The 23,453-nt window shown below is 61.8% G+C and carries 20 protein-coding genes; 14 read left to right on the top strand and 6 right to left on the bottom strand.

Annotated features, from left to right (window positions below):
- Positions 1-44: 44 nt before the first annotated feature.
- Positions 45-1,973, top strand: coding sequence for a hybrid sensor histidine kinase/response regulator (locus tag BT125_RS05470; RefSeq protein WP_072405537.1), 1,929 nt, complete (start codon positions 45-47; stop codon positions 1,971-1,973).
- Positions 1,974-2,125: 152 nt separating this feature from the next.
- Here the strand turns inward: BT125_RS05470 and BT125_RS05475 are convergent, their stop codons facing one another.
- Complete coding sequence (locus BT125_RS05475; RefSeq protein WP_060742403.1) at positions 2,126-2,356, bottom strand: hypothetical protein; 231 nt, start codon at positions 2,354-2,356, stop codon at positions 2,126-2,128.
- Between the two features lie 153 nt (positions 2,357-2,509).
- Here BT125_RS05475 and BT125_RS05480 point away from each other — a divergent pair, with 153 nt between their 5' ends.
- Positions 2,510-3,046 (top strand): hypothetical protein, encoded by a 537-nt coding sequence (locus BT125_RS05480; protein WP_072405538.1) that lies wholly within the window; start codon positions 2,510-2,512, stop codon positions 3,044-3,046.
- A gap of 12 nt (positions 3,047-3,058) precedes the next feature.
- Here the strand turns inward: BT125_RS05480 and BT125_RS05485 are convergent, their stop codons facing one another.
- The gene (locus BT125_RS05485; protein WP_072405539.1) at positions 3,059-4,396 is read right to left on the bottom strand and encodes a cation:proton antiporter; all 1,338 of its coding nucleotides are present in this window, start codon (positions 4,394-4,396) and stop codon (positions 3,059-3,061) included.
- A 208-nt stretch (positions 4,397-4,604) separates the two neighbouring features.
- Between BT125_RS05485 and BT125_RS05490 the strand changes: the two genes are divergently transcribed.
- From BT125_RS05490 to ligD, 4 genes are read left to right on the top strand one after another with little or no spacing between them, the layout of a single operon-like run.
- Positions 4,605-5,990 carry an iron-containing redox enzyme family protein gene (locus BT125_RS05490; RefSeq protein ID WP_072405540.1) on the top strand — a complete coding sequence of 462 codons (1,386 nt, stop codon included), beginning with the start codon at positions 4,605-4,607 and terminating at the stop codon, positions 5,988-5,990.
- Positions 5,991-6,000: 10 nt separating this feature from the next.
- A complete protein-coding gene (locus BT125_RS05495; RefSeq protein ID WP_072405541.1) occupies positions 6,001-7,014 on the top strand; it encodes a methyltransferase in 1,014 nt (337 codons plus the stop codon).
- The gene (locus BT125_RS05500; RefSeq protein WP_072405542.1) at positions 6,986-8,149 is read left to right on the top strand and encodes a carboxylate-amine ligase; all 1,164 of its coding nucleotides are present in this window, start codon (positions 6,986-6,988) and stop codon (positions 8,147-8,149) included. Before BT125_RS05495 ends, BT125_RS05500 begins: the two co-directional genes overlap by 29 nt.
- Complete coding sequence (gene ligD / locus BT125_RS05505; RefSeq protein ID WP_072405543.1) at positions 8,146-10,758, top strand: DNA ligase D; 2,613 nt, start codon at positions 8,146-8,148, stop codon at positions 10,756-10,758. The genes BT125_RS05500 and ligD overlap by 4 nt, the downstream gene beginning before the upstream one ends.
- A gap of 197 nt (positions 10,759-10,955) precedes the next feature.
- Here the strand turns inward: ligD and BT125_RS05510 are convergent, their stop codons facing one another.
- Positions 10,956-11,567 (bottom strand): Yip1 family protein, encoded by a 612-nt coding sequence (locus BT125_RS05510; protein ID WP_072405544.1) that lies wholly within the window; start codon positions 11,565-11,567, stop codon positions 10,956-10,958.
- Between the two features lie 168 nt (positions 11,568-11,735).
- Here BT125_RS05510 and BT125_RS05515 point away from each other — a divergent pair, with 168 nt between their 5' ends.
- The 3 genes from BT125_RS05515 to BT125_RS05525 are packed head-to-tail and all read left to right on the top strand — an operon-like array spanning position 11,736 to position 13,222.
- Complete coding sequence (locus tag BT125_RS05515; protein ID WP_072405545.1) at positions 11,736-12,236, top strand: CinA family protein; 501 nt, start codon at positions 11,736-11,738, stop codon at positions 12,234-12,236.
- A 10-nt stretch (positions 12,237-12,246) separates the two neighbouring features.
- Positions 12,247-12,765, top strand: a complete 519-nt coding sequence (locus BT125_RS05520; RefSeq protein ID WP_072405546.1) for a hypothetical protein — start codon at positions 12,247-12,249, stop codon at positions 12,763-12,765.
- 7 nt (positions 12,766-12,772) lie between these two features.
- Positions 12,773-13,222 (top strand): DUF421 domain-containing protein, encoded by a 450-nt coding sequence (locus tag BT125_RS05525; protein ID WP_072405547.1) that lies wholly within the window; start codon positions 12,773-12,775, stop codon positions 13,220-13,222.
- Between the two features lie 178 nt (positions 13,223-13,400).
- Here BT125_RS05525 and BT125_RS05530 read toward each other — a convergent pair whose 3' ends face one another.
- Positions 13,401-14,258 carry an SDR family oxidoreductase gene (locus BT125_RS05530; RefSeq protein ID WP_072405548.1) on the bottom strand — a complete coding sequence of 286 codons (858 nt, stop codon included), beginning with the start codon at positions 14,256-14,258 and terminating at the stop codon, positions 13,401-13,403.
- Between the two features lie 187 nt (positions 14,259-14,445).
- Between BT125_RS05530 and BT125_RS05535 the strand changes: the two genes are divergently transcribed.
- Positions 14,446-14,850 (top strand): VOC family protein, encoded by a 405-nt coding sequence (locus BT125_RS05535; RefSeq protein WP_072405549.1) that lies wholly within the window; start codon positions 14,446-14,448, stop codon positions 14,848-14,850.
- A 71-nt stretch (positions 14,851-14,921) separates the two neighbouring features.
- Here BT125_RS05535 and BT125_RS05540 read toward each other — a convergent pair whose 3' ends face one another.
- On the bottom strand, positions 14,922-16,070 hold the full coding sequence (locus BT125_RS05540; protein ID WP_072405550.1) for a MalY/PatB family protein: 1,149 nt from the start codon (positions 16,068-16,070) through the stop codon (positions 14,922-14,924).
- A gap of 180 nt (positions 16,071-16,250) precedes the next feature.
- On the opposite strand from BT125_RS05540, the gene BT125_RS05545 reads away from it, so the two are divergent.
- From BT125_RS05545 to BT125_RS05560, 4 genes are all read left to right on the top strand, one after another.
- Positions 16,251-17,756, top strand: coding sequence for a methyl-accepting chemotaxis protein (locus tag BT125_RS05545; protein WP_072405551.1), 1,506 nt, complete (start codon positions 16,251-16,253; stop codon positions 17,754-17,756).
- Between the two features lie 207 nt (positions 17,757-17,963).
- Positions 17,964-19,031, top strand: a complete 1,068-nt coding sequence (locus BT125_RS05550; protein ID WP_072405552.1) for an alpha/beta fold hydrolase — start codon at positions 17,964-17,966, stop codon at positions 19,029-19,031.
- 227 nt (positions 19,032-19,258) lie between these two features.
- Complete coding sequence (locus BT125_RS05555; RefSeq protein WP_072405553.1) at positions 19,259-20,005, top strand: YkgJ family cysteine cluster protein; 747 nt, start codon at positions 19,259-19,261, stop codon at positions 20,003-20,005.
- Between the two features lie 241 nt (positions 20,006-20,246).
- Entirely contained in the window at positions 20,247-21,155 is a 909-nt protein-coding gene (locus BT125_RS05560; protein ID WP_060742388.1) for an AraC family transcriptional regulator, read from the top strand.
- A gap of 46 nt (positions 21,156-21,201) precedes the next feature.
- Here BT125_RS05560 and BT125_RS05565 read toward each other — a convergent pair whose 3' ends face one another.
- A complete protein-coding gene (locus BT125_RS05565; protein WP_072405554.1) occupies positions 21,202-23,442 on the bottom strand; it encodes a xanthine dehydrogenase family protein molybdopterin-binding subunit in 2,241 nt (746 codons plus the stop codon).
- Between the last annotated feature and the right edge of the window lie 11 nt (positions 23,443-23,453).

A 23,453-nucleotide genomic window follows, 5' to 3' on the forward strand; every position in this document is an offset into this window, starting at 1 on the left:
TTGCTCCATAATCCGCAAAAAATCCACACGGATGCCCCGGCCAGATGCTCGAGAATGCCCCCAAACCCCCGCTCATGAACGAAGAACAGCGCTTTCGCCTGCTCATCGACGCGGTGGTCGACTACGCCATCTACATGACCGACCCTTCGGGCATCATCACCAGTTGGAACTCCGGGGCCAGGCGTTTCAAGGGGTATGAGGAGTCCGAGATCCTCGGCCAGCATTTCTCCCGTTTCTATACCGATCAGGACCGCGCCGCCGGTCTGCCACAACGGGCGCTGGACACGGCCCTGCATGAGGGACGTTTCGAAGGCGAGGGCTGGCGGGTGCGCAAGGACGGCACGCTGTTCTGGTCCCACGTGGTGATCGATCCGATCATCGACAGCCAGAGTGGTACCTTGCTCGGCTTCGCCAAGATCACCCGTGATCTGACCGATCGCAAGATAGCCGAGGAAACCCTCAAGCAAAGCGAGCAGCAGTTTCGCCTGCTGGTGCAGAGCGTCACCGACTACGCCATCTACATGCTCGACCCTGAAGGTCAGGTCACCAACTGGAACCTGGGGGCGCAGCGGATCAAGGGGTACCTTCCGGTGGAAGCCATCGGCCGGCATTTCTCGATGTTCTACACCCCCGAGGATCGTGATGCCGGCGAGCCGCAGCGCGCGTTGAGCATCGCTGCCAGCGAAGGGCGTTTCGAGAAAAAGGGCTGGCGCATGCGCAAGGATGGCACGCGCTTCATGGCCCACGTGGTCATCGATGCGATTCGCAGTGATACCGGCACGCTGCTGGGGTTTGCCAAGATCACCCGCGACATAACCGATGCCACCCAGGCCCAGCAGGCCCTTGAACAGGCCCGTGAGGCATTGTTTCAATCCCAGAAACTGCAAGCCATCGGTCAGCTCACTGGTGGTATTGCCCATGATTTCAATAACTTGTTGACGGTCATCCTTGGCAACCTGGAAATCGTGCGCAAGCGCATGGCCAACGAACCGAAACTCACTCAATTGCTGGACAACGCGACCCAGGGCGCGCTGCGCGGGGTTTCGCTGACCCAGCGCATGCTGGCGTTTGCCCGCCGGCAGAAATTGACCTACGAATCGGTCGAGCTGTCGGCCCTGGTACAGGGCATCAGCGGCCTGCTGCAAAGCTCCTTGGGTCCGTCGATACACATCCAGACCCGTTTCGCCGAGGCGCTGTCGCCGGTGCTGGCCGATGTCAATCAACTGGAACTGGCGATTCTCAACCTGGCAACCAATGCCAGGGACGCCATGCCCCATGGCGGCCGGATCGTCATTGCCGCCGAGGAGCGGCAAGGGGCTGATGCCGGGCCGGACAAGCCGATGGCCCCCGGACGCTACATTTGCCTGGCGATGACCGATGAAGGCGAGGGCATGGATGACGCCACGCTGGCTTCGGCCGTGGACCCATTCTTCACCACCAAGGGCGTCGGCAAGGGCACGGGTCTGGGGCTGTCCATGGTGCATGGCCTGGCGGAACAGCTGGGTGGCCGCCTGATACTCAAAAGCCAGAAAGGCCTGGGGACCACCGCCGAATTGTGGTTGCCGGTGGCCGGCGATACGGCCCCTGGCAAAGCGGCGATCGAAGAGGCAGCGCCGCCGGTCCACGAGTTGAAAGTGCTGGTGGTCGACGATGACAGCCTGGTGCTGACCAGCACGCGCTTGCTGATCGAAGACCTCGGGCACCGAGTCCTTTGCGCCCCGTCGGGGGCTCAGGCGCTGGAGCTGTACGAGCAGAACCCGGACATTGACCTGGTGATCACCGACATGGCCATGCCGCAAATGGACGGCGCGCAGTTGGCAAAATTGTTGCGCAACCGTCAACCGACCCTGCCCATCATCCTGGCCACCGGTTATGCCGAACGCCTGGAAGGGTTCGCCACACAACTGCCTCGGTTGATCAAGCCGTTCAAGCAGATTGACCTGATGCAGGTCATTGGGCAGACGATGAAGTAAACAGGAATGCAAGGCCCGGCTCCTGTGGCAACGGAGCTGCGTAGGAGCTGTCGAGTGCAACGAGGCTGCGATCTTTCCCCGACACTTGAGTCCCAAGCGAAAGATCAAAAGATCGTAGCCTTCGGCAGTTCCTACAGCACAATAGCAGGCACTTATTCAGTGTTCTTCTTGAACCCACGCAAATTCATCGCACACAAGCAAAACTGCAACACGATCAATGCATACGCATGGGTATGCAGCCCCCAGACCACCCACAGAATATTGCTGGCGATAAAACAACTGAATCCCGCCACCCTGCGGCGGGGTTGGCGTGAGCCGATCAACCAGGCGGCCAGCACCGTGACGAGCATCGCCGGCCATTGCACCCATCCAAGATAATCCACGCAGCGGTCCTCTTGCCCTTTACACATTAAAGACCTTGGCGCGTGGGCAGCGTTTCCTCGGACTTTGCTGCACCTGTGGTCCATTGGCTTGAACTTGCCGCGCGCCGGGTTCTTCTAATGAGTCCGAATCATCATTGAGGCAGCACCTGCGCAATGCCCAGAATACTCACCGGACCCACCCCGGAAGAAGAACTGACGGAACACAACGCCAAACTGTTCGGCTCGCCCAAGGAGCGACTGGACTTCTATCGCCGGGAGATCCAATACGAAACCAGCATCCTGGCCAATCGAACCGATGCTTACCTGGCCGCCCAATCCTTTCTGGTGATCGCCTTTGCCTCCTGCATGGCCAACCTGAACCCGGAGTGGGGCAAGTTGTTCACGCTGGTCGTGCCGCCATTCCTGGCCTTACTGGGATTCCTCAGTTCGCTCAATGCCTGGCCGGGCATCAAGGCGGCCTACGAGATCATCGATCACTGGCATTTCAAGCAGAGCGAACTATTGCGCGCCGAACCCTTGATGGGTCTGGCCTATGACGAATCGCCGCTGTTCAGCAAGCGGGAGTCGACCCACAAGGGCTACCGCAAGTCGTTGCTGTTTTCGTTGCGTACCCCTTGGATCTTCGCCACGTTCTGGGTATTGCTGGGGGCGTATTCGGTCTATATCCAGCTGAGCAATCCAGGCGGTTGAGGCACACGCGCCTCAACTCGACTGCTTACGGCGCTCGTACCATGCCAACGTGGGCTGGGTGGTGACGCCATGCACCAGAATGCTCAGGGCCACCACCGACAAGGTGAGATTGATGCACAGTTGAGCCACCGCTGGCGGCAGGTCATGGTTCAGGGCGAAGAACAGATAAAACAGGCTGCCGATCCCGCGAATGCCAAACCAGCCGATCAACAATCGTTGCGGTCCGTCGAGCAATCGCCGCCAGGGCACCACCAGCACACTCAACGGGCGAATCACGAAAAACAGCAGGGCACCGATCACCAAGGCTCGCCAGTCCCAATGGCTGGCCAGCACGACCCCCAGCAGGGTCACCAGGAAGACTTCCATCGACCGCTCCACCAAGCTGCCGAACGCCAGCATGTCGCTCATCATCACCCCGGCGGCCAATTGACCATCGTCCAGCGTCTCGGTATCGCCCACGACGGCCTGTTGGGGATCGACGGTTTCGTGGCCCACCACCGGCTGCACCAGGTGTTCTGCCGGTGGCGCCCCTTCATCGGTGGATTGGACCTCGGCCTGACGCAGCCCCAGGCCGGCGGCGAACACTGAGAGAAAGCCATAGCCCTGGATCCACTCGGCCACGACGTAGGCCAGGGCAATCAGCGCCAAGGCCAGGTAATCATTGGGCGACAAGGTGCTGTCGGCATTCCTGATGCGCATCGACAGGGTCAGCTTGCCGATGCCGCGGCCCATCCAGTAGCCGACCAGCAACCCCGCTGGCACGGCCCACAGGACGTTGCGCAGCAGCCATTCACCGAGAAAACCACTGCCGTCCTCACGCAGCATCAACAGACCCAGGATTACAAAGGGAAACGCCGTGCCGTCGTTCAGTCCCGCTTCGCCCGACAAGCCGAACCGTACCCGGTCGTCATCCCGGGCATCGTTGACCTGCACCAGCGCCGCTAGCACCGGGTCGGTGGGCGCCAGCATCGCGCCGATCAGCATCGACACGCCCCAACCCAGGCCCAGCAGATAGTGCAACGCCAGGCACAGGCCGGTGATGCACAGGATCATTACCGGCCCGGCCAGCCCATAGGCCACGCGCCAGGTGCGGTCCTTGAGAGGCAGGCGCAACTTGAGGCCGCTGACGAACAGCGAAAACACCACCGCGACTTCCGTGAGGTGTTCCATCCAGACCGACGAGTCGCTGATGTCCAGCTTCAGCACGTCCAGCCCCAGCGGCCCGATAGCGACACCCAGCACCAGGCACATCGCCGAGGTGGTGACCGGCATCCAGCGCAGATAAGAGGAGGTCAGGGCCAGGGTCAGCAACACCGCGCCGAGCACCGCTACCCATACTGTGAACGTCATCGTTGCTCCTTGGATAGCGCCTGGTACCGCCTGGCGAATGCGTGTTCTGAGTGTTTGAGGCCCGGAGCGAAGCGAGGGTTCCCATCAAAGCCGCAAGCCTCCGTTTATCCGCCGGCCATTTAATCCGACGGAATTTTTCGCCGTTCCCCGCGCTCTGCAAAAGAAGAGACGTTCTGATTCAGCGTCCGCCAAGAACCGAGAGGCCCTTATGACTGCGCTGACACCCCTCCAATCCCAGCCGGCCACCGTGCACCCCGTCGTCCATAACGGACAGGTGCGCCAATGCTATGAACGGCTGTTCCAGGGCCCCGACGATGCCGACAAGCAAGCCGTTGCCCAAACGTTCCTCCAGCGATGCATCGCCAAAGCCGAGGCGCTCCCCCAGGAAATGCCCTCTGATCCTACGGTGCTGCAGGCCTGGGTCGAACAACACAGCGCCGGCGTGGCCCGGCAATACGCTGATTACCTGCAGCGGCGCAAAAACGGCGGCCCGCGGGAGTTCTTCAGCGGCAAGGCCCACGCCCTGTACTTCCTCCAGGCCGTGGCCCCGACCAAACGGGTGGACGGCGCTTGGCTGTATGGCGTGGTCAAGCACTGGCACGACCACCGTTTCGAAGGGTTGTTGTGCACCTATCTGGAAGAGCTGGGGGACGGTCATCCCGCGCAAAATCATGTGGTGCTCTATCGCAAGTTGCTCGCCGAATACGACCTGTCGGACGCCCCGGACATCGACGACGATCTGTATCTGCAAGGCGCCGTGCAACTGGCCCTGGGCTATGCCGGCGACGAGTACTTGCCGGAGGTCATCGGCTACAACCTGGGCTACGAGCAATTGCCCCTGCATCTGTTGATCAGCGCCTATGAGCTGAGCGAACTGGACATCGATCCGTACTATTTCACCCTCCACGTCACCATCGATAACGCCAGCACCGGCCATGCGCAGAAGGCCGTGCAAGCGCTGCTGCAGCTGATGCCGATGGAAGCGGACCGCGAGGCCTTCTGGCAGCGAGTCGCGCTGGGCTATCGCCTCAATGATCTGGGGCAGGGCAGCCGGGCCATCATCGGCTCGTTCGACCTGAATCGCGAAGTGCTGGATATGCTCGAACGCAAACGCCCGTTCGGTCAGCACATGCATTCCGATTACTGCAAGTTCGAAGGCAAGACCGTCAACCAGTGGCTCTCGGCGCCGGGTCAGTTGGAAGGGTTCCTGACGGCCATGCAGAACAAAGGTTGGATCAAGCGCCATGAAGACCCGCAACACAGCCGTTTCTGGACGCTGATCGACGGCGCAGGCGCGGCCATGTTCGGAGTGTTCAGCCCCTACGAAAAACAGCTGCTGCATGACTGGATCGCCGGTGACTGGCTGGACGAGGGTGCGAAATCCGGTGCCCGGCGTGCGCCGGTTGCGGCTTGCGCGCCCGCGACGCCGATGGACGATCCCGATGTGCAAAGTCTGCAACAGGCGCTGCAAGGCCGCACGCCGGACGAGCAGATGCAAGTCCTGATGCCCTGGCTCTGTGCCCGCTGCCACAGCCATCCGGCCGGGCTGCTGGCAACTCGCCGGTTCATCGAACTCAAATCCGCACTTCGTTAGGGAGCCCTGCATGAATGAAGAAGAACGCCTGTCCGAGCCGGACCTTGCACTGCTGCAACTGGGCCGACGCCTGCAAGCCGACGGCTACCGTTTCATCACCCCGACCCCGTTGACCCATGAACGGGTCAACCAGCGTCCCGGCAATGAGCGCGCCAAGACCTTGCGGGACGTGTTCGGCTGGTCGCGGCCGTTTGCGCCGGGGCTGATCAGCACTGACGAACAGCGGCAACTGCAAGACGCCCAGGTGCTGGAAGCGCACGACGGCTTGCTGCGTAGCCGGGTGCGCTGGTCGAGCCTGGATGGCTTGTTGTTTGCCCATTCGCAGTTTCCCACGCAAGCCAGCGACGCGGTGTTCTTCGGCCCTGACAGCTATCGTTTCGCCCAACTGATCCATACTCACCTGCAACAGAACTTCACGGCTGTGCAGCGCGCCGTGGACATCGGTTGCGGCGCGGGTGTCGGGGCCATCGTGATTGCCCGCGCCCGTCGTGAGGCGCAAGTGCTGGCCGTGGACATCAATCCCCAGGCCCTGCGCCTGAGCGCCGTGAACGCCGCGCTGGCGGAGGTGACCAACGTCGAGGTCGCCCGCAGCGACGTGTTGCAGGACGTACCAGGCCAGTTCGACCTGATCGTCGCCAACCCGCCGTACATGGCCGACCCCTCCGAGCGCGCCTATCGCCATGGCGGCGGCACCCTGGGCGCCGGGCTGTCGCTGCGCATGGTCGAGCAGGCCTTGCCCCGGCTCACACCTGGCGGCTCGCTGGTGCTCTACACCGGCGTGGCCATGGTGGATGGGCGCGATCCGTTTCTCGAAGCGCTGGGGCAATGGCGTGACTCGGCGGATTTCGGCTGGACCTACAAGGAATTGGACCCGGACGTGTTCGGTGAAGAACTGCTCACGCCGGGTTATCAGGATGTGGAAAGGATCGCCGTGGTGGCGTTGGTTGTAACCCGCATTGGCGCAGGTCTGGGCGGGGCTATCGGAGGGACCATCGATGAACAGACGCATGAAATTCGGCGTTGAAGAGGAGTATTTCATCACTGACCTGAACACCCGGTGCATGCCGGGTGAACCCCCTGCGGAGGCGGTCGCCGCCTGCCAGGCTGAGCTGGGCAAGCATTTCGCCCATGAAATGTTCCAATGCCAGGTGGAGATGGCCTCGCCCATCTTTCGCGGCCTGCCCGAGGCTGCCGACTACCTGAACCAAGTGCGTACGGGCCTGAACCAGCGGCTGGCGCCCTATGGCCTGGGCCTGCTCAGTGCCGGTTCGCACCCGATGGCCACCCAGGTGCTGCAACCCACCGACGAGCTGCATTTCCAGCAACTGTTCGATGATTATCAGCGGGTGGCGCGGCGCAGCGTACTTTCGGGCCTGCATGTACACGTGGAAGTCCCGGCCACGCAGGATCGAGTGCGGATCATGAATGAGGTCTTGCCGTGGTTGCCGATGTTCCTCGCCCTGAGTGCGTCATCGCCGTTCTGGAACGGTGGCTACAGCGGCTTCAGCAGCTATCGACAAGTGGCCTGCGATGAATGGCCGCGCATGGGGGTGCCGGAGTATTTCGAAGATGAGTCGGCGTTTGGCGGCTATGTCGACATGCTCATGCGCACCGGGTCCATTCGCCAAGCCAGCGATTGCTGGTGGGTGATACGGCCTTCTTCACGTTATCCCACGTTGGAGCTGCGCATATGCGATGCCTGCCCGCGGGCGGACGATGTGCTGTGCCTTGTCTCGCTGTTCCGCCTGATGGTGGCTCACGCCGTGACGCAACGCCGACCCGGTGCCCGCTACAGCCAGATGTCCCAGTGGATCCTCAAGGAAAACCGCTGGCGGGCCAAGCGCCACGGGATTCTCGCGGAGTTTATCGTCGAGGGGCAGGAACAGCCGATGCTGATCGGTGAGTGGCTGACCCTGGCGGAGCAGACTTTCGGTGAAACCGCGGCCGAGCTGGGCGTCCAGGACGTCTTCAAGCAGGCCCGCCGGATCGTCCAGGAAGGCACCAGCGCCGATCGGCAAATCGTGCTCTACGAACAAGGCTTGCTGCTGGGCGATTCGGTCGAACAAGCCTTGAGCCGAGTGGTCGATCAGTTGCTCGCGGAAACCGCCGGGATGCCGGTTGCCGACCCAGCCTTGCAACAGGTGGCAGGTGGTCCATGAGCAGCAAGACCCTGGATGATTACAACCGTATGCGAGATTTCGCTGCCACCCCGGAGCCGGCGGCGAAACGTTCGCGAAAATCGACAAAAACCGCCCATGCCTTGCAGTTCTGCATTCAAAAGCACGACGCCTCGCGGTTGCATTACGACTTTCGGCTGGAGCTTGACGGCGCGCTCAAGAGCTGGGCAGTGCCCAAGGGGCCTTCCCTGGACCCCAAAGCCAAACGCCTGGCCGTGCATGTCGAAGATCATCCGCTGGATTACGCCACGTTCGAGGGCAACATCCCTGAAGGTCATTACGGCGCCGGTGACGTGATCGTCTGGGACCGAGGCGTCTGGATTCCCCAGGGGGATCCCCACGAGGCTTACGCAAAAGGCCGGCTCAAGTTCGAGCTGCAAGGGGAAAAGCTCAGCGGCCTGTGGAACCTTGTGCGCACCCACATGCCCGGCAAGCAGGAGCAGTGGTTCCTGATCAAGCATCAGGACCAGGCCGCCCGCCCCGAAAGCGAATACGACGTGGTCCAGGCCGAGCCGGACAGCGTGCTCAGCGATCGCACCCTCGTACCCAAGCGTCGAGGCAAGGCTGCCGCCAAAGCGGTGAAGCAACCGGAAAAAGCCGCGCGGCCGAAATCGCCGAAACGCGCCTCCAAAGGCACCCTCAGCGGTGCGGTCGCCGGGCCACTGCCAGAAACCCTCAAGCCGGAACTGGCGACCCTGGTGGAAAGTGCGCCCGACGGCGAATGGCTCTATGAGATCAAGTTCGACGGTTACCGGGTCATGGCACGGATCGAAAACGGCGACGTCCGGCTGCTCACCCGTAACGGCCATGACTGGACCCACAAATTGCCAAGACAGGCCGAGGCCTTGGCCGCGTTGGGGTTGGAATCGGCTTGGCTCGACGGCGAGATGGTCGTCGCCAACGAGCAGGGTGTGCCGGACTTCCAGGCTTTGCAAAACGCCTTCGAGGCCGGCAGCAGCGGCAAGATCGCCTATTACCTGTTCGACGTGCCTTATCTCAATGGCATGGATTTGCGCAACGTGCCGGTGCAAGAGCGCCGGGCCGCATTGGCCGCCGTGCTGGAGCCCAACGAAAGCCCCTTGTTGCGCTTTTCCGATGCCTTCGAAGAAACCCCTGAGGCGCTGCTCAACAGCGCCTGCCAGATGCAGATGGAAGGGCTGATCGGCAAGCGCGTCGGCAGCGCCTATGTGTCCAGGCGCAGCAACGACTGGATCAAGCTCAAATGCAAGAATCGCCAAGAGTTCGTAGTGGTGGGTTTCAGCGATCCGAAAGGCGCCCGCAGTGCCTTCGGTGCCTTGCTGCTGGGGCTGCATGATGCCGACAGCGGCCAGTTGCGCTACGCCGGTAAGGTCGGCACCGGGTTCAACGAAACCACCCTCAAAAGCATCTACCAGCAATTGCTGCCCCTGGAGACGAAAAAGGCCGCCGTGGTGAACCCGCCCACCGGCTACGAAGCCAAGGGCGTGCACTGGCTGGAACCGAAGCTGCTGGCCGAAGTGGCTTTTGCCGAAATGACCAAGGAAGGCTCGGTGCGCCATGCGGTCTTCCATGGCTTGCGCAACGACAAGCCGGCCAAGGACATCACTCAGGAGCTTGCCAAACCCGTGAAAAAAACCACTGCGGCGAAAAAAACCAGCACCCAGGACGAACCCGACGCGAAACCGCACAAGGCAAAGACCAGGACAAAAGCCAAGGCCCCGGCCATGGACGGCAAGGTCCGCATCACTCACCCGGAGCGAGTCATCGACGCCAGCAGTGGCACCACCAAGCTGCAGTTGGCCGAGTATTACGCCAGCGTTGCTGAATTCATCCAGCCGGAACTGGAAGATCGCCCGGTCGCCTTGGTCCGGGCGCCGGATGGCATCGCCGGTGAGCTGTTTTTCCAGAAGAACCCCGAGCGCCTGGCGATTCCCGGTATCACCAGCCTGGACAAGGAACTGACCGGGCAGCCAGTGATGATCATCAACAACGCCGAGGCGCTGATCGGCGCGGTGCAAATGAGCACGGTGGAACTGCACACCTGGAATGCCACCTCTGTCGATCTGGACAAGCCCGACCGCTTCGTTCTCGATCTGGACCCGGACCCGGCGCTGCCCTGGAAAAGCATGGTCGAGGCGACGCAGCTCACCTTGTCGGTGCTCGATGAACTAGGGCTCAAGGCGTTCCTCAAGACCAGCGGCGGCAAGGGCATTCATGTAGTGGTGCCATTGACGCGCAAACTGGGCTGGGACGAGGTCAAGGGCTTCAGTCATGCGATTGTCAGTCACATGGCCAAGCTGCTGCCGGACCGTTTTTCGGCGGTATCCGGGCCGAAGAACCGGGTAGGGCGGATCTTCATCGATTACCTGCGCAATGGGCTGGGCGCTACGACGATTTGTGCCTACGCCGCCCGGACCCGAGAGGGGTTGCCGGTGTCGGTGCCGATATTTCGTGAGGAGGTGGCTGAGCTCAAGGGGGCGAACCTGTGGAATGTGCACAATGTTCATGAGCGTCTGGCGGAGGTGGGGCATGAGCCTTGGGCTGGGCTGAAGAAGACTCGGCAGAGTATTACGGCTGAGATGCGCAGGCGTATCGGTATGAAGAAAGTCTGAGGTATAGCAGCTATTCGGATGTTCAGAAGTCACAAACTCTATATACGACGCGGCCCCCTGTGGGAGCGAGCTTGCTCGCGAAGAGGCCAGCAAGCCCAATATCCATGTGACTGAACCAACACCATCGCGAGCAAGCTCGCTCCCACAGGATGAACCTGATCATCTCAAGCCCCTGTCATCGGTAATCTGAAATGCGTTCAGCCCACCGGGACACGCAGATACTCCGGCTGCAGGTAGTTGAACCACAGCAGGATCATTTCCACCAGGATTGTCACCAGGACCAGCAGGCCCACGCCCCAGACACTTGCCGAATACAGCAGGCCCTGTTCCTTCTTGAGGCCCATGAACTTGGGCAGCCCGACGAACAGCAGGAATGTCGAGTAGGCCGATGCCAGCAACAGCACCGCCACGGCCAACCAGCGGCTCGGGTAAAGCCCGAAGATTCCGGCCAGGAAATACGGCGTTGCGGTATAGGCGGCGAACCCGATGCATTGGTTGACCGTCGGGCGCGCTTCGAAAGTGCGGGACATCCAGCGGATGAACAGCCCCATCAACGTGACGCCGACGACGATGGTCACGTACAGCAGCACGCACAATTGAAGTGCGCTGGCACTGCTGAGCCGTACCGTTTCGTTTTCGGCCAGGCTCCATCCGGTCCAGGTGGTGCCGATGAACAGGCATACCGCGGGAATCAGCGCGAGCAGCAGCAAATGCGCCAGGTAATGACGTGGATGTGCCTGTTCTTGCTCGCGTATGTCGGCCCAGGCGAATTCGGGCTGGGTGAACAGTTTGACGAAAGGTGCGGACATGACGACCTCCTGATCAGGACGGCCTCTGCATGAGGCCCTTATTGGGTTTGAGGCACAGAAAAAGACGCGGGTTTCATTTATTTGCTGTTCCCTGCCGACGGGGCGATAAAGGGAATGAATCACAACGGCAAAGGTCAACCCATCAGCATCCCTGAAGGACCGTATGCCATGACTGTTGCCCAAATCCTGGTTGATTACCTGCGCGATCATGACCTGCGCCTGACCACGGCCGAATCCTGCACCGCCGGAAAGATCGTTACATTGCTGGCCGAGGTGCCCGGCAGTGGGTCACTGATCGAAAGCGGGTATGTGGTGTATTCCCCGGAGGCCAAGCAACGCTTGCTCGGTGTCAGCCCACGCACCATCGAGACGTTCAATCTCACCAGCCGCGAAGTCGCCGAGGAGATGGCCCTTGGTGCCTTGCACGATGCGAATGCCAACGCGGCGGTCGCCACCACCGGTCTGCTCGGGCCAGAAGACAAGGACGGAATACCCGCCGGCACTGTCTGCTTTGCCTGGGCGTTCGATGTGGACAGTCAGCGAGCACTGTTCAGTCGCTGCGTGCGGTTCTTCGGCAGTCGCTGTCAGGTGCAATTGTGGGCCGCCGAATATGTACTGCAACAACTGCCCAGCTTTCACCAGCGCGCCCTGGCCGGCGAGCGGCGCTAGGGGGGCGGCCATGAGCGATCCATACGAGCAGGACGACCACCGGAGCCGCCAGTTTCCGGTACGCGAAGACATGGCATTCCAGCACAAGGTCTGGCGTTTCGAGCGAATTGGCTGGTACGTGTTGGTGCTGTTGGTGATCCTGGCCTTGCTGGGGCTGTTTTCCCGTGGCCCGCTAAGCAACCGGGAGCTGCACAGCAACGACGGCAGCCTTGGCGTCGAGTACCAGGCCTTCCACCGCAACGGCTCCAGCAACGCCCTGGTCATCCGTCTCAAGGGCCAGCCCAACGCCGTGTTGGAAGTCGAATTGGGCGGCGATTGGCTGGAAGGTTTCGAGGTGCAGGCGTTGCAACCTGAACCGATGCGCTCGGCGGGCGCGGGGCAGGGCATGACCCTCTGGGTACAGGCCGATGAACGAGGCCAGGCCAACCTGCACCTGTCATTGCTCGGCGATGGCTTCGGGACCTATCACAGTCGTATCGCAACCCCCGGCGGTGCCTCGGTGAGTTTCAATCAGTTCATTTTTCCTTAGGTGACCTATGGACTCGGTGCTGCGAGCTGCCGTGATGTACGCGGCGTTGATGGTGTTGTTCAAGATCGCCGGGCGACGTTCGCTGGCAGAACTCACCACCTTTGATTTCGTGTTGTTGATGATCATCGGCGAAGCCACTCAACAGGCGCTGTTGGGGGATGATTTTTCGATGACCAACGCGCTGATGGTCATCGTGACGCTGATTGCCATCGATGTCGGCTTCTCATTGCTCAAGCTGCGCTCCCAATGGGTGTCGCGACTGATCGACGGTGGCCCGACCATCATCGTCGAGGACGGACGAATACTGCGCGGGCGGATGCGTCATGCGCGGCTGGTGGAGGCAGACATCATGGAAGCGGCACGTTCCAGCCAGGGCATCGAGACCCTCGAGCAGATCAAGTTTGCGATCATCGAGCGCAACGGGAAGATCTCGGTGATTGCCAAGGAGCCGTCCTGAGCACTGTCGCCGGTACCTTGTGTCAAGGGCACTGCTGTTACCGATCGACTGGCTGGGCACAGTCCACTGTGGGAGCGAGCTTGCTCGCGATAGGGCCAGCCCAGGCAACATCAATGGTGACTGGTTCACCGCTATCGCGAGCAAGCTCGCTCCCGCAGGTAAAACACTGCGCCGATGCTTAAAGCATCGGCTTGCCCCCGGTAATCCCATAACGGGCTCCGGAGATGTAGCTGCCTTCGTCCGAGGCCAGCAGCACATAGATCGGCGCCACTTCAACCGGCTGGCCAGGGCGGCCAAGAGGTGTCTGGGAACCGAAATTCTGCACTTCTTCCTCGGGCATGGTCGCTACGATCAGCGGCGTCCAGATCGGTCCCGGCGCCACGCTGTTCACACGGATGCCCTTGGGCCCGAGCATCTGCGCCAGGCCACCGGTGAAGTTGGCGATGGCGCCTTTGGTGGTAGCGTAGGCCAGCAGCGTCGGCTTGGGCATGTCGGAGTTGACCGAGCTGGTGTTGATGATCGAGCCACCAGGCTTCATGTGCGGCACGGCGGCCTGGCAGATCCTGAACATCGCCGTGATGTTGATATCGAAGGTGCGCACCCATTCTTCGTCGGGAATGTCCTCCAGGTTTTCGTGGGTCATCTGGAACGCGGCGTTGTTGACCAGGATGTCGATATGGCCGAAGCGGGCGACGGTTTCATCGACGATCTTGCGGCACAGGCCCTTGTCCGCCAGATCACCGGGCAACAACAGGCACTGGCGTCCGGCCTGCTCGACCCAGCGTGCGGTTTCTTTGGCGTCTTCATGCTCGTCCAGGTAGGCAATCGCCACATCCGCACCTTCACGGGCGAAGGCAATGGCGACGGCGCGACCGATGCCGCTGTCGGCGCCGGTGATCAGGGCGATCTTGTTCGCCAAGCGTCCGGAGCCGGTGTAGCTCTGTTCGCCGCAGTCCGGATAAGGGTCCATGTTGCGCTGGGTGCCGGGCACCGGCTGGCTTTGTTTAGGGAAAGGCGGGAAAGGGTAGTCGACCATCGTCGTTCTCCTGGTGGGTTGCGATGGAGGGTGGACTTTGGGTTTTCAGGCAGAGTTCGGTCGGATTGTCCGGCCAGTCGATGAGCGTGATAAGGAGCGTTTCGTCGGCGAATAGAGGGGCCTGGCGAACATTGGACGAGCCTGTATTCTTCAATGTCAGTACAGGTGTCGTCTAAGGAGCAGGGCAATGTTCAGCCACATACAGATCGGCGCGCGGGACCTGCCGACAATGGTCGCTTTTTATGATGCAGTCCTCGGCTGCCTGGGGCTGGAGCGCATCGAGGGCGAAAACGATTCGGGCCCGCCGGGAGAAGGCTGGCGTCAGCCCGGCAAGCATTGGCCGCAGGTTTTTGTCCAGTTGCCTTTCAATGGCCTGCCCGCGACCTGGGGCAATGGCATGCAAGTGAGCTTCGCCGCCGATTCCCCGCAAACTGTCCGCGCTGCCTGGGAGCAGGCGATGGCCATGGGCGGTACCGACGAAGGTCCACCGGGTCCGAGGCCGCAGTATTGCGAAGGCTATTTCGGAGCCTATTGCCGCGATCCGGAGGGGAACAAGCTGTGCTTTGTCCATGCACCGGATATGCATGAATAAAACGATCGTGGCAGATGACTATTGTGGCGAGGGGATTTATCCCCTCGCCACAGGGGGCATTGGCAGTTGAATCAGCCCCTGGCTTTCAGGCTGCGCTCCATCCGCGCGATGCCTTCCTCCAGCAACGCCCGCGGGCAGCCGAAGTTCAGGCGCACGAATTGCCCGGCATCGTCAGCAAAATCCAGCCCGGCACTCAGCCCGACCTTCGCTTCATTCAAGAAGAATCCTTGCGGGTTATCCAGCCCCAGCCCGGAGCAATCCAGCCAGGCCAGGTACGTGCCCTGGGGCACGGTCATGGTGATGCCCGGCAGACGGGTGCTCACCGCCTCGACCAGGTAATCGCGGTTGGCTTGCAGATAAGCTTTCAAGGCCTCAAGCCATGGGCCGGCTTCGCTGTAGGCCGCGCGGGTCGCTTCCAGGCCCAGGGCATTGACGCTGTCGACCATGCCGGCCCGCGCGTTGTTGACCCGCTCGCGCAGCTTGGCGTTCTGGATAATGGCGAACGATGTTTTCAGTCCGGCGATGTTGTAGGCCTTGCTGGCGGACATCAGGGTGATGGTGCGCTCGGCAATTTCCGGGCTGAGGGAGGCGGTCGGAATGTGCACCCGGCCGTCGAAGCACAATTGGGCATGGATTTCGTCGGAGATGATCCAGGCGTCCTGCGCCAGGCAAATGTCGGCCACGGCCTTGAGTTCTTCGCGGCCAAACACCTTGCCCAGCGGGTTGTGGGGGTTGCTCAGCAACAGCGCGCCGCCGCCCTGCAATGCTTCGCGCAACGCGGCCAACGGCGTATGGAATTCACCCTTGACCGGGGTGAACGGCAATTCCACTTTGTTCAACTGCCAGTGACCGGGGGCGTGGCGCAGCGGAGGGTAGTTGGGCACCTGCACCACGACATTCTGTCGGGGTTCCACCAGGGCATGCAGCGCCATGTTGAAACCCGGCTCGACGCCAGGCAGGAACACGATCTGCTGAGGCTCGACGCGCCAGGCGTACTTGCTCCACAGGTCCGCCACGATGGCCGCGCGCAGATTGTCCTGGGCGACGCTGTAGCCCAGCATCGGATGTTCGAGGCGCTTGTGCAGCGCGTCGATGACCACCGGTGGGGCGGGGAAATCCATGTCGGCCACCCACATTGGCAACACATCGGCCGGATAGCGGCTCCATTTGGTACTGCCGGTGCCGTGGCGCTCCAATACGGTGTCGAAATCGAAAGTCATGGGGGCTCCATCAGTCAGTCATGAGATGGCGCACATCATAAAGCAAAGGTCGCTGAGAAAAGCCTGGTGGCGTAGTGCCTCTAATTGATGGTAATCAGTTAAAGTTCTCTCTCGAAACGCCGCTAAGCCGTTAATGGCCTTCGGTAACGGACTTCCAAGTCTTTGAAAAGGACGACCCCCATGACATCGCCCGTGCGCTTTAACGATCACCACCGTAAAGCCGACCGCATCATGCTGGGGCTGCTTTGGCTCACGTTGCTGTATTCCCTGGGCCTGGCGTTCCTGCACTCGACGTTCAGCCAGGCGCTGTTGGTGGGGGCGACCACCTGCGTGGCGAGCACCGCGCTTTATCGCATCCTGGCCGGCACCCGGGCCATGCGCTGCGTCATCGCGGTGGCGCTGATGGTCATGGCGGCATTGCACATCAACCAGACCCACGGCGTGATCGAGTTCCACTTCGGAATCTTCGTGCTGCTGGCCGTGCTGACGTTCTACCGTGACTGGCTGCCGATTGTCGTTGCCGCCGCAACCATCGCGGTTCATCACCTTGGTTTTCACTGGCTTCAACATCAGGGTTATCCGGTATTCGTCATGGACACCCACGGTGGCTGGTCGATGATCTTTCTTCATGCGTTCTACGTGGTGGTGGAAAGCGTGATCCTGATTTACCTGGCGAACCAGAGCCTGGTCGACGCCACGGAAAACCAGAAGGTGCTCGACAAGGTACTGGCGGCGGCCGCGCAGTTGAGCAACGACGCTGACAGGCAGGGCAGCGATGGCCTCAAGGTCTCTTCGAGCGAGCGTTTCGATCATTTCCTCCAGCAGGTCACCCAACTGGTGGACGGCGTGGTGCGCGACACCCGCAACCTGGCCGACCTGGGCCAGGACCTGTCCCAGGTCGGCCAGACCCTGGAATCCGGTGCCCGTCACCAACTCGACGAAGTGGCCCAGATGAGTGGTGCGATCAGCCATCTGGTGACGGCCATGGAGAACATCGCCGGCCATGTCGACCAGACCCTGCAGCGCGCCGGCCAGGCCAACGAGCAGGTCAACCGCGGGCGCAGCACGGTTGACCAGACCCGGGAAGAGATTGTCGAGCTGGCAGGGCGCATCAACCTGACCAACGAAACCGTGCAGGTCCTGGCCGACCAGGCACAGCAGATCGGCCAGGTGCTGGATGTGATTAATGGCATTGCCGAGCAGACCAACCTGTTGGCCCTCAACGCCGCCATCGAGGCGGCCCGGGCTGGCGAGCAGGGCCGCGGGTTCGCGGTGGTGGCCGACGAGGTCCGCACCCTGTCACAAAAGACCTCGACGTCCACCACCGAGATCCAACAGATCATCGCCAAGCTGCAGCAAGGCAGCCGCCAGGCCGCCGTCGCGATGCAAGACAGCCGCGATGGGGTGGAGCGCTGCGTGTCCGCCAGCCAACAGGCTTCGCAACTGTTGCACGCCGTCGTCGAAGACATCGCGGTAATCAATCATTTCAACGACCTGATCGCCAGCACCACCCAGGAACAATCCAAGGCGTCGATGGGCATCAACCAGCGCCTGCAAAGCGTGCAGGCCGTGGCTGAGCGCAATGCCGACAACATCGGCATCCTGACCCGCAGCAGCCAATGCTTGCCACCGTTGGCGGAGCGGTTGGCGGTGTTGGGACAGGCGTTTCATGGGAAGCCACTTTAAGCGACTGGCTGCCTCCCCGACCAAACCCGCAGCAAGCGCGTAACACGAATGTAGCTCTGTGTATCCAGGGACATGGCCGATACGAGCCGTTGCATTCAAGCCCGTCGCTGACACATTCGCGATACCTGGCCAACGTCAAATGGGGCCCATCGAGACAGCTCAAGCCGTCTCACTGGCCCACCCCACGTCGTTCGCAAGGAGCTTCACATGGACATAAACCCTACTTCCGCTCCCCGGCATCGCCGCCTGCTCGCGCCAACCCTACTGGCGTTGGCGATGATGCAGCTTGGCGCCTTGGGATTGACCTCGTCCCAGGCAAGCGCGGCCGATGTGCCGGCGAGCACTGTCGGCGCGATTACCCCCGGCAGCCACACGTCGTTCGGCCCGCTCAAGCACGTCAAGGCCGGGCTGCTGGACGTTGCCTATGCCGAGGTCGGTCCCGCCGATGGGCCGGTGGTGATCCTGTTGCACGGTTGGCCCTACGACATCCATAGCTATGCAGATGTGGCGCCAGCGCTGGCGGAGAAGGGCTATCGCGTGTTGATTCCCTATGCCCGCGGTTATGGCGATACGCGCTTTCTGTCTGCCAAGACCCTGCGCAACGGCCAACCTTCCGCGCTGGCAAGCGATCTCATCGATTTCATGGACGCGCTGAGCATCAGGCAGGCCGTGCTGGGCGGTTATGACTGGGGCGCACGCACCGCTGACATTGTCGCGGCCCTTTGGCCTGAGCGGGTGAAGGCGCTGGTGGCGGTCAGTGGCTACCTGATCGGCAGCCAGGAGGCCGGCAAGGCGCCGTTGCCGCCGGCCGCGGAGTTGCAGTGGTGGTATCAGTTCTACTTTGCGACAGAGCGTGGCCGCCTCGGTTACGAGAACAACACCCACGACTTCGCCAAGCTGATCTGGAAGCTGGCGTCGCCGCAGTGGAACTTCGATGACGCGACGTACGACCGAAGCGCCGCCGCCTTGCAGAACCCCGATCATGTCGCGGTTTCAATCTTCAACTATCGCTGGCGCCTGGGCCTGGTCAAGGGCGAAGCCAAGTACGATGGGTTGGAAAAGAAACTGGCAACGTTCCCCTCGATCGGCGTACCGACCATCACCTTGGAAGGCGACGCCAACGGCGCTCCCCATCCGCCCGCCGAAGCCTATGCCAAGCGCTTCACCGGCAAATATGAGCATCGCCTGATCGACGGCGGCATCGGTCACAACCTGCCGCAAGAAGCGCCGCAGGCGTTCGCCCAGGCAGTGATTGACGCCGATCATCTTCAATGATGCCGCGTTCCCGGCATCTGCAGTGAAGGGTTGCCTGAAGCAACGGTTTTCCCTGCCAAGGGCCGCCCCCTGAAAACACCTTGGATCAGGCAACTATGTCGGCGGATCCGGCAAGCGGATTGGCGTTTCGCTCCACATACTCTCGCGGCCCGGAGGCCCTGCCACAGCTGTATCGCAGTGGCGGAGCTTGCCGAAGGCGGTCGAAAACATGTGTGCGAGTGCTTGATATGGAAAACAACACGGTCCGTTTTGCCTGCAATGGCTGTGGGATTTGCTGCAAAGGTCGGCTGATTCCACTGACATTGGACGAGACGAGGCAATGGTTGCAACGCGGACATGAGGTGGCGGTCGTGCTGGAGGCGTTCGATGAGTCGACCTGGCCTTCGGAGCCCCGACAATTCGCCCACAGCGCCCAAAGAGCCGTGGAAGTCACCAGTGGCGATGCCCGGATCCGAGTCGTTGCGGTGTTGGCCGGCAATGCCCTGACCCAGTGCCACAATCTCGGCGACGACGGTCGTTGCGGCATCTATGAAGAGCGGCCGTTGGTCTGTCGAATCTACCCGATGGAAATCAATCCGCTCATTACCTTGCGTCCAGCCGACAAGGTCTGTCCTCCCGAGGTCTGGGAGACGGGGGATGTCTTGTTTACCGACCGCGTCGTCGATCCGATCCTGGCCGATCAAATCGAACGTTCCCGCCAGACGGACAGGGACGATGCCCAGGCCAAGATTGCGCTGTGTGAAGCGCTGGGTATGACCGTCGCCGCCTGGAAGGGCAATGCGTTGGCCGTTTACTTGCCTGATCGTGCGCAGTTGGCTGAAGCAATCGTTCGCTACGACCGCGCCCCGGAGGCACCGACTGGCCTGAACTGGAAAGTGCGGGTCGAAACGCCGGCCCTGGCCCAACGACTGCTCCAAGCAGGTGTCGCGTTGGATGATCAACGGTCAACCGGCTATATCTTCCAGGGACTTTAGTTTCGAGCCCAGCCGTCACTTTGTGCATTTTCAGTCAACGAAACATCTTGCAATACATAGGCTTGGATGACCTGCGCCGGTTTCGGCTCGTTGAATCGTGCAAGAATTTGCGCCAATCAGGCAAGCGATCCGAACCGCCGACCCAGCATACTGCGTCCATATTGATCAACGATTTGCGGTGATGCCGAGCAGTGTTCGGCATCACCGCAAGTCGTGGGCCCGATCTTTCAAGGAGTGAAGTGTGCACACCGATTTCAAAAGCGACACGGCCGCCCGAGACCTCAGTCGCCTGGCCGGCTCGGTCAGCCAGCTTGTGCCCGGCGAGGGTGACCAGATGACCGCCATCGCCGGTTTGAGCCTGCATCGGCGCAAGGCAATCACAGCGCCCATGCACTGCATCTACGGCCTGGGCATTGGCGTGACCTTGCAAGGCCGCAAGCAGGCCATGATCGGGGACGAGATACTGACCTATGCTCCCGGCCAGTCCATGGTGACTTGCGTGGACCTGCCGGTCATTTCCCACGTATCCCAGGCCAGCGTCGCCAAACCGTTCCTGGGCCTGATGTTGAGATTCGACAGCACGATGGTGATGCAAGTGGCCGAGCGCATGCAGCTGTCACAACGCATGAAAGATGACGCGTTTCGACCGATTACCGTACAGGCGCTGGATGCCGGGGTGCTGGATGCCTTGAGGCGTTTGATAGACCTGCTGGACGAGCCGCAGTTGCTTGAGACCGTGGCCCCGCTGATCAAGGAAGAGGTTGTCGCTCGCCTGTTGAACGGTGCCCATGCGCCGCAGTTGCTGCATGTCATCGCCGCCGGTTCACCCAGCCAACACATTGCCAAGACGGTCGCCTGGCTGAAACTGAATTTTCGCCAGGCGTTGCGCATGGACGACCTGGCGGCGCAAGCGCACATGAGTCCTTCCACTTTCCGCCAGCATTTTCGGACCGTGACCGGGATGAGCCCGTTGCAATACCAGAAGCAACTGCGGCTGCAAGCTGCTCGGCAATTGATGTTGAGCCAGAAGGTCGACGCGAGCAGTGCAGGGGGGCTGGTTGGCTACGAAAGTGCCTCGCAATTCAGCCGTGAATACAGCCGCCTGTTTGGAGAGCCCCCGCAGCGGGATATCAAGCGGATTCGTTTGTGATCGTGAGGCTGGCCTGGCATTGCGGCCAGGCAGCCTCACGCGCCGGTCACGCCAACTTGAACGGCAACTCACGCAACGGTTTGCCTGTCAGGCTCGCCACGGCATTGGCAAACGCCGGGGCCAACGCTGGCAGGCCGGGTTCGCCCATACCCGTGGGAGGCTCGGCGCTGGGCACGATGTGGACGGCGAACTCCGGCATGTCGGTAATGCGCGGCACGCTGAAGTCAGCGAAATTGCTCTGCTGCACGACACCGTCTTTCAGGGTGATGGCGCCCCCGGGCAGGCACATCGACAAGCCCATCAGCGCCGCGCCCTGGACCTGGGCTTCGACACTGCGCGGGTTGACGGCCAGGTTGCAGTGCACGCCAGCGGTCACGTTGTGCAGCACCGGACGGCCATCCTGCACCGAGGCCTCGACCACATAAGCCACCACCGAACTGAACGACTCGTGGACCGCCACGCCCCAGGCATGGCCCGCCGGTAGCTGGCGCTTGCCGTACTCGCTCTTGTCCACGGCCAATTGCAGCGCCGCGCTATGGCGTGGGCTCTGGTCGCCAAACAACTTCATCCGGTACGCCACCGGATCCTGTTTGGTGGTGCGGGCGATCTCGTCGATCAGTGTTTCCATTACAAAAGCCGTATGGGTGGAACCGACGCTGCGCCACCACAGTACGGGGACGTTGAGTTTCGGGTGATGCACCGTCAGCCGCATGGGCAGCGGATACGGGTTGCGCAGGCCCTCGGTAGCGGTCGGGTCGATGCCATTTTTCACCCGCCCGCCAAACACGGTGCCGGTGATGATCGATTGGCCAACCAAGGCGTGGTCCCAGGCGAGAACCTTGCCACTGTCATCAAAACCGATGCGCGCACGGTGCAGATGCATGGGGCGGTAGTAGCCGCCCTTGATGTCGTCTTCCCGGCTCCAGAGTGTGCGGATAGGCGCATCGACGCCGGCGGTGCGGGCGGCCTTGGCCACTTCGCAAGCCAGCACCACGAAATCGTTAGTGGGTACGCCGCGCCGGCCAAAACCTCCGCCAGCGGTTTGCACGTTCACCTGGATCTGCTCGGGCTTGAGGTCCAGCACCTTGGCGGCGGCCGCCGCATCGCCGCCGGGGAATTGCGTGCCGACCCACAACTGAGCGCCATTGCCGGCAAGCTGCACGGTGCAATTGAGCGGTTCCATGGGGGCATGGGCGAGGTAGGGGAACACAAACTCGGCGTCCAGTTGATGCGGCGCGCTGGCAAGCGGCGTCATGTCGGCATCGAAGTGTAACGGGCCGGGCTGGCTGGCCAGCTCGCGGTATTGAGCCAATTGCTTTTCGCTGTCCACCTTTTCCACGGCGGACGTGTTCCATTGCACCTTCAGCGCATCGCGTGCCAGCTTTGCCTGCCAGTAGCTGTCGGCGACCACCGCGACGCCTTCAGCGCCGCCATCCAGCGGTACGCGCAACACGGCCTTTACGCCTTTGGCGGCCCGCGCCGCGCTGTCGTCCAGGGCAGCGATTCTGGCGCCGAACACCGGTGGTCGGGCGACGACCGCCGTCAGTTGCCCCGGCAGGTGCATGTCGATGCCGAAATCCTGCTGGCCGCTGCTCTTGGCCTTGGCATCGATGCGTGTGGTGGCCTGGCCGATGATGCGGAAATCCTTGGGATCCTTGAGGGTGATCTGCTCGGGTACAGGCATCGCCATCGCGGCTTGCGCCAGTTCGCCGTAGCTCGCTTTACGGCCCTCCGGGCCGAGCACCATGCCGGCCTGGGTGGTCAGGCTCGCCACGTCCACGTTCCAGCGCGCGGCGGCCGCACTCAGCAGCATGGCGCGCGCTCGCGCGCCGAGTTCGCGGTACTGGGTGTAGCTGTTCTTGATCGTGTTGGAACCCCCCGTGAGATGGATGCCGAACGCCGGGTCCATGTAGGCCGCGTCGTTGCTGCCGTTGCGACTGCGCACCAGGCTCCAGTCGGCATCCAGTTCTTCGGCGAGAATCATGGGCAGGCCGGTCTGCACGCCCTGGCCGAACTCCAATCGATTGATGGTTACCGTGACCTCGCCATTGGGCGCGATCTGCACGAAGGCGGAGGGTTGCTGGGTCGGTTTGAGCGGCGCTGCGACGGCGCCATGGGCTTCCTGCGCCAGGGCCAGGTGTGGAAACGCCCCCAAGGCCAGCCCGCCGATGCCGACGATCTTGAGGAAGCTGCGCCGGGGCAGGGCAGCAAGGCCGTCATCCTCGCCGCGTTCAAGCATATGTTGCAAAGCGCGAGGGAGCTCGTTTGGGAAGATTTCGTTCAGCATGGTCAGCTCCG

The sequence above is a fragment of the Pseudomonas sp. NFACC04-2 genome (assembly GCF_900119265.1).
Lineage (GTDB): Bacteria > Pseudomonadota > Gammaproteobacteria > Pseudomonadales > Pseudomonadaceae > Aquipseudomonas > Aquipseudomonas fluorescens_AA.